A 14,035-nucleotide genomic window follows, 5' to 3' on the forward strand; every position below is an offset into this window, starting at 1 on the left:
GGGGGTTTGACCCGTTCTTGTTGGCCCGCGTGCCACCCGCAGGGCGCAGTTTGAGGATCAGTGTCTCTCCACCGGCTGTCTTTGGTCTGCGCTGCTTGACCGACAGCTTGCCCAAGGGCGGCAGCACAAGTTCACCGTGATCCAACAGCGCGCGGCCCAATTCCTCGAGCGTCAGTTCGACAATGGTTTTGGCATCCGAGCGCTTGATCTTGGCCCGAGCACAGACCGCCTCGATCAGGTCCAACCGCTTGAAGGCCACCGCCTTGCTGGGGGCAACGGCACCATCCGCGCCCGTGGTCGCGGCCGCGTTGCGGGCGGGCGCATTGTCCGGCCCGGTCACGACCGCCACATCCTTGGATCGGGTCTTGGGCGCGGCTTTCGGTGCTGTCTGTGATGCCGGTTTCGCGACGGCTGTGGTCAGGGGCTCAGTGGCGGCGATCTTGCGATTTTCTGCCCTGGCTTTGGGCGTTGCACCTTGGGTGCTGGGTGCACCTGATGTCTTGGGGCTGCGGGCCATATCGGTGCGACCTTTCATCAAGGAGCCCGCCCAAAGCGGATGGGCGCGACTGGGCGAGTCGTCGGAACCTTATCGAAAGTGTATCTTTTCCGCCAATAGAGAATACGACGCGCAGCATGTCGATATCCCCCGGCGAAGCGTGGCCTGTGGACTGGCCGATCCAAGGCCGGGCCCGCGCACAGGCCACACGCGACCGCCCTTTGGCTGGATCAGGCGGGGATTGTCGACGCACCCCCACAAAAAGCACAGCGCCGCGCGGGTGGCGCGGCGCTGATCAGCATCATGGCAGGGCAATCAATGCGCTGTGGCGGCCTCGGTGCCGGGATTGGCGGCGCGGGCGGCGGCGGCGGCGGCCTCGGCCTCCTCATCCCAGAGCACGGGTTCCGGCTGGCGCGTCAGGGCGCGGGCCAGCACCTCGGAGACATGCGCAACGGGAATGATGGTCAGCCCCTGTTTCACATTGTCGGGGATCTCGGGCAGATCTTTTGCATTGTCGGCCGGAATAAGCACCGTCGTGATCCCCCCGCGAAGCGCCGCAAGCAGCTTTTCCTTGAGCCCCCCGATGGCCAGCACATTGCCGCGCAGCGTCACTTCGCCGGTCATGGCAATGTCGCGCCGCACGGGGATCTGGGTCAGCACCGACACGATCGAGGTGACCATGGCGATGCCCGCGCTGGGCCCATCCTTGGGTGTGGCACCTTCGGGAACATGGACGTGGATATCCCAGCTGTCGACCTGTGGCGGCTTGACCCCGATCTTGGGCGCGATCGAGCGCACATAGCTGGCTGCGGCCTCGATGGATTCCTTCATCACATCGCCCAGTTTGCCAGTGGTCTTCATCCGGCCCTTGCCGGGCAGGCGAAGCGCCTCGATCGACAAGAGATCACCACCCACCGATGTCCAGGCCAGCCCCGTGACCACACCGATCTGATCATCCTTTTCGGCCAGACCAAAACGGTGCCGCCGCACGCCCAGCATGGCTTCAAGCTTGTCGGGTGTGACCACAACCTGCGTGGCATCCTTCTTGACGATGGTTGTCACGGCCTTGCGGCACAGCTTGGCGATCTCGCGCTCCAGATTGCGCACGCCCGCCTCGCGCGTGTAGTAGCGGATCATGTCGGTCAGGGCGGCATCCGAGAGGTCGAATTCACGCGCCCGCAGGCCGTGGTTCTTCATCTGTTTGGCCACCAGATGCTGCTTGGCGATTTCGCGCTTTTCATCCTCGGTGTAGCCGGCCAGCGGGATGATCTCCATCCGGTCAAGCAACGGTCCGGGCATGTTATAGGAATTGGCCGTGGTCAGGAACATCACGTTCGACAGGTCGTATTCAACCTCAAGATAGTGATCCATGAAGGTGGCGTTTTGTTCGGGGTCGAGAACCTCAAGCATGGCCGATGCCGGATCGCCACGGAAATCCTGACCCATCTTGTCAATTTCATCAAGCAAGATCAGAGGATTGGTGGTTTTTGCCTTTTTGAGCGCCTGAATGATCTTGCCCGGCATCGACCCGATATAGGTCCGCCTGTGGCCACGGATCTCGCTTTCGTCGCGCACGCCGCCCAGAGAAATGCGGATGAATTCGCGGCCCGTGGCCCTGGCCACTGATTTGCCCAAGCTGGTCTTGCCCACGCCCGGAGGTCCGACCAGACACAGGATCGGGCCCTTGAGCTTCTGGCTGCGGCTTTGCACGGCCAGATATTCGACGATGCGTTCCTTGACCTTTTCCAGCCCGTAATGGTCATTGTCGAGGATCGACTGGGCATGGCCCAGATCCTTTTTCACGCGGCTTTTCACGCCCCATGGGATCGACAGCATCCAGTCAAGATAGTTGCGCACCACGGTGGCCTCGGCCGACATGGGCGACATGTTGCGCAGCTTTTTCAGCTCGGCCTCGGCCTTTTCGCGGGCCTCTTTCGACAGTTTGGTGGCGTTGATGCGCTCTTCCAGCTCGGCCACTTCGCCGCCTTCTTCGCCATCCCCCAGCTCACGCTGGATCGCCTTCATCTGTTCATTGAGGTAGTATTCGCGCTGGGTGCGCTCCATCTGGCTTTTCACGCGGCTCTTGATCTTTTTCTCGACCTGCAGAACCGACATCTCGCCCTGCATCAGCCCATAGACCTTTTCCAGCCGTTCGGCCACGTCGAGGGTTTCCAAAAGCTCCTGCTTCTGGCTGACGGGGATGCCCAGATGCCCCGACACCAGATCGGCCAGCTTGGCGGGATCGGCCGCTTCACTGACCGATGTCAGCGCATCCTCGGGGATGTTCTTCTTGACCTTGGCGTATTTCTCGAACTCTTCGGCCACAGCCCCCGTCAAGGCCCGGATGGTGGCCGGATCGCCTGCGGTTTCGTCCAGCGGGGCCACGCGCGCCTCGAAATAGGCATCGGTCGAGGTGAATTCGGTGATGGTGACGCGGCGACGCCCCTCGACCAGAACCTTGACGGTGCCATCGGGCAGCTTGAGCAATTGCAGCACATTGGCCAACACGCCCATGCGATAGATGCCATCGCTGTCGGGATCGTCTACCGAAGGGTCGATCTGCGAACTCAGCAGGATCTGCTTGTCGTCTTGCATCACCTCTTCGAGGGCGCGCACCGATTTTTCGCGGCCGACGAACAGCGGCACGATCATGTGGGGAAACACCACGATGTCGCGCAATGGGAGGACGGGAAAGGTATCTTGGGTCACTGGCTCTTGCCTTCTATGGTCTTGGCACCGTGCCCGGCTCTGTCTGTGCAGCCGCGCGGGACCGATCCGGTAGGAGTTTAATCTGGGGCGCTTGCGCGTGGGTTTCAACCACCGCCGACCTTGCATGCTGGGGCCTACCCTGCGCCCAGCCTTGGGGCGGCGCAAGGGAGCTTTGGGGCATAATCCCCCATTTACCACAAAATGCTGTGAACGTGGATCCAAGGCGCATGGCGGGCGACGCGCCACGCCTGGCGCCTTTGGTCACGCCGCGACACTGGGTTGGGCAATGGGTTTGGTCGACGACATGCTCAGCACCGCATAACGGCGGCCATCACCGGGGTTGAGATAGGGCTCGCCGATGCGTTCGGTGTCCCAGCCCAACTGGCGCAAAGCTCGCTCAAGCGTCAGGGGCGACAGGGAAATCAAGCGCTGCGCTCCCCCGTGATGTGCCGTGCGCGCCAAGCCATCGACGATCAGCTCCAGACATCGCCCCCGATCTTGCCGCGCCGTCACGTCGTGCGACATGACCAGCCGCGTGCATTCCCAGATCCGCGCGCTGCAAGGCGCCTCGGGCAGAATCGTGCGCGGAATTCCGGGCAACAGCCCCGCGACCGCATCGCCCAGCATATAGCCGTTCTGGCCCCATCGGGCCGTTGTCGGCATGGTGCGCGCGCCGCCGATGACCATCCCGTCCTGAATGACCACCGAATACCGCGCCAGGGGCGTGTCGTATTGATCCATCTCGACATGGTTGTCATGGGGGATGTCCCAGCCCAATTCATCCACGAAGAACCGTTTGCGCAACCCCAGAAAATCATAAAAGGCCCGACCATGTCGGTGCAGGTCGGAGAAGTCGAAAGTCGCATTATGCATGAGATGTCCTCCGTCAAGGTTAACGAAGTTCAAGCATCCGACCAGGTTGTTAATAACATGTTTACGAAGACCGCTGGCGGCCGCGGATCGGCCAGATTTTTCTTTGACGGATCGGCAGGGCATAACGGCCTGTCAGATCAGACCTGCTTTGACCGCGATGGAAACTGCATGGCTACCGGTCCGGGCATGAAGCTTGAGCCGGGCGTTCTTGAGCCGCTGCTTGACTGCCGTCTCCGAAATTCCCAGTTCGATGGCGATTTCCTTGAGCAAGCGGCCGTCTCGGACCAGCCCCAAGGCCTCACGCTCGGCAGCCGTCAACCGGCTGGTGGGCTGGCTGCTTTGATGGACGCCTTGCAACAGACCGCGCAAATCCATCGCTTCGTCATCGCGAAATTCACGGTCCCGGCGGGCGAAACTCCCAAAGCTTCGAAAGGCACCGTCGGCATCGCGGTGAGAAACGCTCAGGCCATAGCGCAACCCATGAGCGGCTGCCCGCACCAGGACACCCGACAGATCGGCATCCGAAAGCGTGCTCCAGCGCACGGCGCCTTCGTTGCGATAGACCCACCGCATCACGGGATCCTCGATCAGCAGGCCATCGCGGGTGTATTCCGCAACCCAGGCTTCAGGAAACTGGTTGTATTCGGTCTGCGGGAACCCAAAGCCGACCCGGATCGCCAGGAAATAGCCAGCCGTCGCAGAGGCCAGCACATCTTGCCATTTCGCGATGTGATCCAAAACCCGGTCCGTCCCAGTGGAGGCATGCATAAAACCAAACACATGCACTTTACGGCAGCATGGTGGCAAATCAAACCTCTTGTGCTACACATGGGGCCTGATCAGTGGATGTGCGTAGCGTATGACAACAGAATTCACCAGCCTGCTTGCGGAGTTGAAGGGCGCCTTTCCGGCGGGTTTCGCCATCGCGCTGCATATCCGCTTCACCTCGCCTGCGTTGCTGTTTCAGGCCTATGATCCGCGATGGATCGAGACCTACAGCCGCGAGGGCATGGTGATGCATGACCCGACGGTGCGCTGGGGCTTGCGGAATTTCGGCTCCATTCGATGGGAAGATCTGCCTGACACAGACGCGGCGGGAATGCAGGTTCTGCAAGCCGCGCGCGCGCATGGGATGGTTCATGGCCTGACGGTGGCCACGGGCGATACGGCCGCGCGCAGCGTCGCCAGCTTTGCCAGATCGGACCGCCCCGCCACGGCCAAAGAGATGGCGCTGGCCTTTGACAGTGTCGCGGCACTGCATCAGATGACCGCCCGAGGCAAAGGGCTTGGCGCACAAGACCGGGCCGCCTTGGCAGGGCTGTCGATCTTGCTGACCACGGATTAAGCCCGGCCGCTAGATCGGGGCGATATCCCCCCGGGCCCGGCGGGCGTGGAAATCGGCCTCAAAGGCGGCAAAGCGGTCTTCGGCGATCGCCGCGCGCAGACCGGCCATCAACCCCTGATAATAATGCAGGTTGTGCCATGTCAGCAGCATGCCCGAGATCATCTCGCCCGCGCGAAACACATGGTGCAGATAGGCCCGGCTGTAGCCGCGACAGGCGGGGCATGTGCAATCCTCGTCCAAGGGGCGCGGGTCGTCGGCGTGGCGAGCGTTCTTGATGTTGATCTGGCCCATGCGCGTCCATGCCTGCCCGGTCCGCCCCGAACGCGACGGCAGCACGCAATCCATCATGTCGATACCGCGCGCCACCGCGCCCACGATGTCGTCGGGCTTGCCCACCCCCATCAGATAGCGGGGCTTGTCGGCGGGCAGCATGTCGGGGGCGTAATCGAGCACCCCGAACATCGCCTCCTGCCCCTCGCCCACGGCAAGGCCACCCACGGCATAGCCATCAAAACCGATGGCCGTGAGGGCCTTGGCCGATTGCTCGCGCAGATCGCGCTCAAGCCCACCTTGCTGGATGCCAAACAGCGCATGGCCCGGGCGATCGCCAAAGGCATCCTTTGATCGTGCGGCCCACCGCATCGACAATTCCATGCTGCCTGCAATGCGCGCGCGATCGGCGGGCAAAGCCGGGCATTCATCAAAACACATCACGATGTCCGACCCCAACAGCCGCTGAATTTCCATCGAGCGCTCGGGGCTGAGCATGTGGCGTGAACCGTCGATATGGCTGCGGAATTCCACCCCATCCTCGGTCAGCTTGCGCAATTCGGACAAGCTCATCACCTGAAACCCACCCGAGTCGGTCAAGATCGGGCCGGACCAGTTCATGAAGCGGTGCAAGCCCCCCAGCCGTGCGATGCGTTCGGCCGTGGGCCGCAGCATCAGGTGATAGGTATTGCCCAGCAAGATATCGGCCCCCGTCGCCGCCACGCTGTCGGGCAGCATCGCCTTGACGGTCGCGGCCGTGCCAACCGGCATGAAGGCCGGCGTGCGGATCGCGCCTCGCGGGGTCGTGATGACACCCGTTCGTGCCTTGCCCGATATGGCATCGAGCCGGAATGTCACCTGTGCGGTCATGGCCTCGGCCCCCTTGCCTTGCAGGGGCCCCTCATAGCCGAATTGCGCGGCGTGAAAAGGGGGGCGGGCCGCCCGTTTGGGAACAGCATGTGGCACACATGCCCCGAACGGGCAGCGGATGGCCGGCCCGCGGCCAGCCGCTTTCTTGCGCGACCTGCGCGCTGCGATGGGTCTTGCGGAGCTTGCGCCATAAAGCGCCCCGCCCCGGCGTTGGATGCGGCAGGCCCCGGCCATCCGCCGCCCTTGGCACCGATCGGCCGCTGCCCCTCACAACCTGCGGAATGCCTGTTCCTGACGGTCGGTCCAGTTCACGCGCACCAGCGTCGCATCCTCGTCCGCGTCTTCGGCATCGACAACGCCCTGTTCGTAAAGCCATGCCCGGCGGCGGCCATCCTCATGCGTCAGGCGCAGCTCTGAGCGGTGGCGCGGCGGCGACAGCCGCTCGGCAATTGCCGCCAGAAGCGGCTCAAACCCCTCACCCGTCACCGCCGACAGCGCAAAAACCCCCTCGCGCCGCCCGGCCATCGCCCCGACGGCGGCGGCGGTTTCGGGGTCAAGCCGGTCGATCTTGTTCCAGATTTCCACCATCGGCGCGGTCTCTGGCACCCCCAGGCCGCGCAGGATTGCAGCCACATCGGCGGCCTGTTCTTCGGTCTCGGCATGGCTGATGTCGCGCACATGGCAAATCAGATCGGCATCCAGCACCTCTTCCAAGGTCGCGCGAAAGGCCGCGACCAGCTGGGTCGGCAGATCCGAGATAAAGCCCACCGTATCGGACAAGATGATCTCGGTCCCATCGGGCAAGGCAACGGCGCGCATCGTGGGGTCGAGCGTGGCAAAGAGCATGTCCTTGGCCAAGACCTCGGCGCCGGTCAGCCTGTTGAACAAGGTGGATTTTCCGGCATTGGTGTACCCCACCAGCGCCACGATCGGATATGGCACCTTTTTGCGGGCCTTGCGGTGCAATTCGCGCGTCTTGACCACGCTGGCCAGTTGCCGGCGGATGCGCAGCACGGCATCGTCGATGGCGCGCCGGTCGGCCTCGATCTGGGTCTCGCCGGGGCCACCCACAAAGCCCAGGCCACCGCGCTGGCGTTCCAGATGGGTCCAGGCACGCACCAACCGCGTGCGCTGATAGCTGAGTGCGGCCAGTTCCACCTGCAACACGCCCTCGCGCGTGGCGGCGCGATCTGCGAAGATCTCAAGGATCAGCCCGGTCCGATCCAGCAGCTTGACGCCCCATTCCTTTTCAAGATTGCGCTGTTGCACGGGCGTGACCGGCCCGTCGATCAAGACCAGACCAACCGCGAGCGCGGCAATGCGGTCCTTCAATTCGGCGATCTTTCCAGACCCGAACAGCAGCCCCGGCTGGGCCCGCGGCAGGCGCACGATTTCGGCCCCCACGACCTGAAGATCGGGCAGCGCCGCAGCCAGCGCCACAGCTTCGTCCAGCGCGGGGCCGGGATCACGGCGCGCACGGTCGGATTTCAGATCGGGATGCAAGACCAGCGCACGCATCGGGCCCTTGCCCGTCGCACCATCCTCAGCTTCGGTCACGGGCTGGCGGGTCACTCTTCCCCATCATAAAGGCTGATGGGCTGGGCGGGCATCACGGTTGAAATCGCATGCTTGTAGACAAGCTGGCTTTGCCCGTCGCGACGCAAGAGCACGCAGAAATTGTCAAACCACGTGATGACGCCCTGCAACTTGACCCCGTTGATCAAAAAGATCGTGACCGGGACCTTGGACTTGCGGACGTGATTGAGGAACGCATCCTGAAGGTTTTGTTTCGTATCGGCCATATTGTTGTGCGCCTTCTTGGCTTTGGGCTGGCAATGACGGTGCGATTGTGCCGCCGCACGCGCGTGATGTCGACCCTTTGTGCGGCGATTTCAACGCAATTTTCAAACCATGGCTGATCGGTGCTACCCTTTTGCGCATCTGTCCATCATGCGCGCCAGAAGGCGGGATTGAAAACGGCCAGAAACACCAGCGTTTCCACACGCCCGATGATCATGGCGACAACCAGCACCAGCTTGGCCGCATCGCCCAACGCGCCATAGCTGAGCGGCACCTGCCCCGCCACCTCGACCAGCGGACCAGCGGTGGCAAGACCCGCTATGGCAAAGATCAACGCCGCCTCGAACCCAAGCCCCGTGGCCGACAGCGCCAAGGTCACGACCCCGATCGTGACCAAAAGCAACATGAAAAAGATCCAAGCGATATAGGCGCCTTCCTGGCGGATGCGCCGCCCCATGCGGCCTGCCCCCGCCACGAAATGGGGATGGACCAATCGGTCGATCTCGCGCGTGCCATGCTTGTACAGCGCATAGACCCGCAACAGCTTCAGCCCGCCTGCGGTGGTCGCGACCCCGCCCCCGATGATGACCATCGCCACCAGCACCAGACCCGGCATGGGCAAACCCGACCAGGTTCCGGCCAGCGCCCAGCTGTCGGATACAAAGCCCGTCGTGGTCAGAAAGGACAAGACCGTGAACAACGCCCCCCAGAACGCCGCAACGGCCGCCGGGCCATCCTCCAACGCATCGAGGCGATAGGCGCCGACCCCGTGGCGCACGAACAAGAACGCCGACAGCGCGGCCACGATGATCAGCGCCAGACGCAATTCGCGGTCGCGCGCCATGATGCCCGGCCAACGGGGGCCAAACCCGCCCGAGAAACTGCGCCGCGTCAGGGCAAAGACGAAAAACAACACGATCAGCAGTTCACCGATGACACCGGCACTGCCATCCTTGGGGCCGCCCACCGCGCTGATGCCCGATGTCGACAGGGTCGACATTGCGTGAATGACCGCGTGCAGCGGACGTTCGCCCGCAAGTGTCAGCGCAATCGCCAGCACGATGGTCAGCCCCAGATAGACCGGGAACAACACCACCACATGGCGGTAAAGCCGCCCCGATGCCGTCACCGCGCCAATCTGGCCCCGATGCGATGACCCGGCCCCCTGTGGGCCGGAACCGGCCTCGGCGGTCACTTCGAAGCCACCCAGATTGAGCGGCGCCAACACCGCAAGCGCCGTCAGCCAGATCAAGGCGCCCCCGAACCAGCCCACCGTCGCGCGCCACAGATGCGCGGTATCGGTCAGCCGCTCGGGCGCAAAGACGGCCGCCCCGGTGGTGGTCAGCGCCGAAACCATATCGAAATAGACATCGATCAGCGCCAGATCGGCCCGCAACTGGATCATCGGCACCGCCAGGATCCCCGGCAGCCACAGATAGGACAACAGCAAGGTCAGCAGATAGCGTTGCTCGGTCCCCGAGCGCGCCGTGGGCGCCACCGCCAGCCACAACAACCCGGCCGCAATGGCAAACAGCAAACCACAATAGAAAAACACCCGCGCGCTGTCGTAATCGCGCACCGCTGCCCCGTAAAAGGACGGCACCAAGGTGGCAAAAGCCGCCCCGAAGATCAGGACCACGAAAATCGGCAAGCTGCGGTCGGGGCGCGCCATGGGATCAGAAGAAATCGATCGAGACCTGAAGCAGCGTCTCGACAGCGGGCACATCGGCGGCAAGCACGAACAAGACGATCACATCGCCCTCCTCGATCCGGGTTGAGCCCGAGGGTGAGACCACCTTGCCGCCCTTCTGGACCGCACCCACCAGCACGCCTTCGGGAAAGTCGATCTCGCGGATCTGGCGACCCGCGATGGCCGATGTGGACAGCACCTGTGCCTCGATCACCTCGGCCTCGCTGTCGCCCACCGAATAGACACCGCGCACCCGCCCGTGCCGGATATGGCGCAAGATCGAACTGACCGTCGTGGCGCGGGGGTTGATGTAGGCATCGATGCCCAAGGGTGCCATCAGCGGCACCAGCGTCGGGTCGTTGATCAGCGCGATGGACAACATCGCGCCCGCTGTCTTGGCGCGCACCGAGGCCAGCAGATTGGTCTTGTCGTCATCGGTCACACACAGCACCGCATCGACCCGGTCGACGCCCGCTTCGCGCAAGATATCCATGTCAAGCCCGTCACCATGCAGCACGATGGTGCGTTCCAGGGCATCGGCCGCGATCTCGGCCTTGACGCGGGATTTCTCGATCACCCGCACCCGCATGCGATCGGGCCCGCTTTCAAGCGCCCGCGCCACCGTAAGCCCGACATTGCCGCCCCCCACGATCAGCACGCGTTCGGGCTGGCGGGCGCTTTTGCCGAAAATCTCCAGCGTGCGACCGGCATCGACCGTGTGGGAAAAGACATAGATCTGATCGCCCGCAAACAGCTGGTCGCCCGGTTCGGGCACAAACAGCGTGCCCGCACGGCGGATGCCAACCACTATGGCGCGCAAGGTCGAAAACAGCTCTGCCAATTGCCTGAGCGGGGTTTCCAGAACCGGGCATTCGGCATCAAGCTGAATGCCCATCAGGCGCGCATCGCCCGACAGAAAGCTTTCAGTGTCAAAGGTGGCGGGCGACCGGATGCGCGCCAGCGCGGCCTGGGCCACCTCCTCCTCGGGGGAAATGACCACATCAATGGGCAGATGGTCGCGCCGGTACAGATCGGAATAGATCGCATCCAGATAGCTGCGCGCGCGCAACCGCGCGATCTTGCGCGGCACGGAAAACACCGAATGCGCCACCTGACAGGTGACCATGTTCACCTCATCCGAAAAGGTGGCGGCAATGATCATGTCGGCATCGCGCGCGCCCGCGCGTTCCAGCACATCAGGATAAGAGGCAAAGCCCGTCAGCCCCCGCACATCCAGCGTGTCGGTCGCCCGGCGCACCAGATCGGGGTTGCTGTCGACAACCGTCACATCGTTCTTTTCACCGGAAAGATGGCGCGCGATCTGCCAGCCGACCTGGCCCGCGCCACAGATGATGACCTTCATGAACCTTCCGTCCCTGCGGCCGCAACAGCCCCATCAGTCGCATGCAAGACCGGCAAAGGTCAATCCACCTTGCCCCAGGCCCGCCCGCTTGGTCCTGGCAGGCTTAGGCAGGCCGGGCCAAGCGGTGCGCCGGTCAGCTTTCGTCTTCCTCGGCCTGCTGGCGCGCCCACATGCTGGCATAGCGCCCGCCCTTGGCAATCAGCGCCTCATGGGTGCCGCGCTCGACGATCTCGCCGGCCTCAAGCACAAGGATCTGATCTGCCTCCACCACGGTGGACAGCCGGTGCGCGATGATGATGACCGACCGCCCCTCGCCCATCATCTTCAATTCGCTCTGGATGTCGCGCTCGGTTTCGCTGTCAAGCGCGCTGGTCGCCTCGTCGAGCAACAGGATCGGCGGATCCTTGAGCAGCGTGCGCGCGATGCCCACCCGCTGCTTTTCGCCCCCCGACAGCTTCAGCCCCCGCTCGCCCACAGGCGTGTCATAGCCTTCGGGCAGGGCCGCGATGAAATCATGGATGCGCGCAGCCCGTGCGGCGGCCACGATGTCGGCTTGGGTCGCACCAGCGCGGCCATAGGCGATGTTGTAGCGGATCGTGTCGTTGAACAGCACCGTGTCTTGCGGCACCACGCCGATCCGGTCATGCAAGCTGGTCTGCGTCACATCGCGCAGATCCTGCCCATCGATGCGGATGGCGCCACCCGTGACATCATAGAACCGGAACAACAGCCGCCCGATGGTCGATTTCCCCGACCCCGAAGGCCCGACCAGCGCCACCGTTTCGCCGGGGGCAAGCGTGAAGCTCAACCCTTTCAGGATCGCGCGGGCGGGGTCATAGGCAAAGCGCACATCCTCGAAAACCACCGCGCCGCCCGTGACGACCAGCGCGCGCGCGTCGGGCTTGTCCGACACTTCTTGCGGCTGGTCCAGAAGATCGAACATCTCGCCCATGTCGACCAGAGCCTGCCGGATCTCGCGATAGACGGTGCCCAGAAAATTCAGCGGTATGGTGATCTGGATCATGAAGGCGTTGACCATCACGAAATCGCCGGTGGTCAATTCACCCGCCTGCACGCCGATGGCCGCCATCACCATGACGATCACAAGCCCGGCCGTGATGATCACCGCTTGCCCGAAATTCAGAAACGACAAGGACAGCGTGGTCTTGATCGCGGCTTTTTCATAGCGCGCCATGGCGCTGTCGTAGCGGGCGGCTTCCCGCGCCTCGGCGCCGAAATATTTCACCGTCTCGTAGTTCAACAGGCTGTCGATCGCCTTTTGGTTGGCGTCGGTGTCTTGTTCGTTCATTTCCTTGCGGATCTTGACCCGCCATTCGGTGACGGCAAAGGTGAACCAGACATAGAGCACGATGGTGGCGCTCAGCACGATGAGATAGCTGATATCAAAGACAACGGCCAGAATGATGCCGGTCAGCAGCAGCTCCAGCACCAGGGGGCCGATCGAGAACAGCAAGAACCGCAAAAGGAAATCCACACCCTTCACGCCACGCTCGATGATCCGCGACAGGCCGCCGGTCTTGCGGGTGATGTGATAGCGCAGCGACAGCGCATGAATGTGCTGAAAGGTCTCCAACGCCAATTGCCTGAGCGCCGATTGCGCCACGCGGGCAAATACCGCGTCACGCAATTGCTGAAAGCCCACATTGGCCGCGCGCGCCACGCCATAGGCGACCGTGATGCCCACAGCCCCCATTCCCAAAAGCCAGGCCGGGCTTGGCGCCTCGCCCGTCAGCACATCAACGGCGGCCTTGTAGACAAAAGGGGTGCCCACCCCCACCAGCTTGGCCAAAAGCAAAAAGGCCAGCGCCGCCAGCACCCGATTTTTCACCCAAGGCGCGTCAGCGGGCCACAGATAAGGCGCGACCTTGCGGATGGTCCGCCAGCCCGAGCGACGTTCCCGTGTGGCTTCGCTTTCGGCACGATCTGCCGGCATATGGGCCACAGGCGCGGGGCTTGCGGGGCTGGTCTTGGCTTGCATGGAGCGATCCTAGCGGGCTGTCCGGGACCCTACCTAAGCCTCGGCCACAGGAATGGCCAGAGCGCTCAAGGCGCCGCGCCTGTGCGCGGCAGGTCGGGAAGCGCAAAGATCTGTCCGGGATAGATCAGATCGGGATCCCGGATCGCATCGCGATTTTCCTGAAAGATCTGCACATATAGAATGCCGCTTCCGAAATTCGCCCTGGCGATGCCCCACAGGGTAAAGCCGCGCTGGACCGTGATCACCGAACTGCCCGGATCGGCCAACATCGGGTTGTCGCGGATGCGGGCGGGGTCCTCACGCAAGAAAGGCGTCTCAAGCGCCCCGATCACCTGACCGGCCGCATCCAGATGCTCGATCCGCAGCGCATAGGTGCCGGGTGCGACATCGGAGAGATCGAGGCTCCACTGCCCGGAGGCATCGGTGCCGCCGCGCTCGATGACCTGATCATCCAGCGTGACGCGCAGCGCCGACGCGACAGGGCCGCGACCGGCCAGGGTCACCGCCCCCTCGGCGTCATAGCTGATGACATCAAGCTGCGTGTCGGTCGGCGCTGCGGCTTCGGCATCGGCGGTCTGGACCACGCGCAAGCCGTCGTTTCCGGCCAGCACGATGGCAGG

At 63.4% G+C, this 14,035-nt stretch carries 12 protein-coding genes; 1 reads left to right on the forward strand and 11 read right to left on the reverse strand.

Annotated elements, in window-relative coordinates; all coding sequences use genetic code 11:
- From Q0094_RS06395 to Q0094_RS06410, 4 genes are all read right to left on the reverse strand, one after another.
- The coding region (locus Q0094_RS06395) for an HU family DNA-binding protein (RefSeq protein WP_297616565.1) at positions 1 to 340 on the reverse strand (340 nt) is incomplete at its 3' end.
- 471 nt (positions 341 to 811) lie between these two features.
- Complete coding sequence (gene lon, locus Q0094_RS06400) at positions 812 to 3,148, reverse strand: endopeptidase La (RefSeq protein WP_297616591.1); 2,337 nt, start codon at positions 3,146 to 3,148, stop codon at positions 812 to 814.
- A gap of 318 nt (positions 3,149 to 3,466) precedes the next feature.
- On the reverse strand, positions 3,467 to 4,078 hold the full coding sequence (locus Q0094_RS06405; RefSeq protein WP_297616568.1) for an acyl-homoserine-lactone synthase: 612 nt from the start codon (positions 4,076 to 4,078) through the stop codon (positions 3,467 to 3,469).
- Positions 4,079 to 4,210: 132 nt separating this feature from the next.
- The gene (locus Q0094_RS06410; protein ID WP_297616571.1) at positions 4,211 to 4,816 is read right to left on the reverse strand and encodes a LuxR family transcriptional regulator; all 606 of its coding nucleotides are present in this window, start codon (positions 4,814 to 4,816) and stop codon (positions 4,211 to 4,213) included.
- A 121-nt stretch (positions 4,817 to 4,937) separates the two neighbouring features.
- Here Q0094_RS06410 and Q0094_RS06415 point away from each other — a divergent pair, with 121 nt between their 5' ends.
- A complete protein-coding gene (locus tag Q0094_RS06415) occupies positions 4,938 to 5,423 on the forward strand; it encodes an autoinducer binding domain-containing protein (protein WP_297616573.1) in 486 nt (161 codons plus the stop codon).
- Positions 5,424 to 5,432: 9 nt separating this feature from the next.
- Here Q0094_RS06415 and tgt read toward each other — a convergent pair whose 3' ends face one another.
- The 7 genes from tgt to Q0094_RS06450 all read right to left on the reverse strand — a co-directional run.
- A complete protein-coding gene (tgt, locus tag Q0094_RS06420; protein ID WP_297616576.1) occupies positions 5,433 to 6,563 on the reverse strand; it encodes a tRNA guanosine(34) transglycosylase Tgt in 1,131 nt (376 codons plus the stop codon).
- Positions 6,564 to 6,830: 267 nt separating this feature from the next.
- Positions 6,831 to 8,081 (reverse strand): GTPase HflX, encoded by a 1,251-nt coding sequence (hflX, locus tag Q0094_RS06425; RefSeq protein ID WP_297616594.1) that lies wholly within the window; start codon positions 8,079 to 8,081, stop codon positions 6,831 to 6,833.
- A 50-nt stretch (positions 8,082 to 8,131) separates the two neighbouring features.
- Positions 8,132 to 8,365: an RNA chaperone Hfq gene (gene hfq / locus Q0094_RS06430; protein ID WP_297616579.1), complete on the reverse strand. Its 234-nt coding sequence runs from the start codon at positions 8,363 to 8,365 to the stop codon at positions 8,132 to 8,134.
- A gap of 146 nt (positions 8,366 to 8,511) precedes the next feature.
- A complete protein-coding gene (locus tag Q0094_RS06435) occupies positions 8,512 to 10,035 on the reverse strand; it encodes a potassium transporter TrkG (protein ID WP_297616582.1) in 1,524 nt (507 codons plus the stop codon).
- Positions 10,036 to 10,039: 4 nt separating this feature from the next.
- Positions 10,040 to 11,416 carry a Trk system potassium transporter TrkA gene (gene trkA / locus Q0094_RS06440; RefSeq protein WP_297616585.1) on the reverse strand — a complete coding sequence of 459 codons (1,377 nt, stop codon included), beginning with the start codon at positions 11,414 to 11,416 and terminating at the stop codon, positions 10,040 to 10,042.
- Positions 11,417 to 11,549: 133 nt separating this feature from the next.
- Positions 11,550 to 13,370: an ABC transporter ATP-binding protein/permease gene (locus Q0094_RS06445; protein WP_297616597.1), complete on the reverse strand. Its 1,821-nt coding sequence runs from the start codon at positions 13,368 to 13,370 to the stop codon at positions 11,550 to 11,552.
- Positions 13,371 to 13,480: 110 nt separating this feature from the next.
- The coding region (locus Q0094_RS06450; RefSeq protein ID WP_297616588.1) for a LysM peptidoglycan-binding domain-containing protein at positions 13,481 to 14,035 on the reverse strand (555 nt) is incomplete at its 5' end.

The sequence above is a fragment of the uncultured Roseicyclus sp. genome, from assembly GCF_937892565.1.
Lineage (GTDB): Bacteria > Pseudomonadota > Alphaproteobacteria > Rhodobacterales > Rhodobacteraceae > Roseicyclus.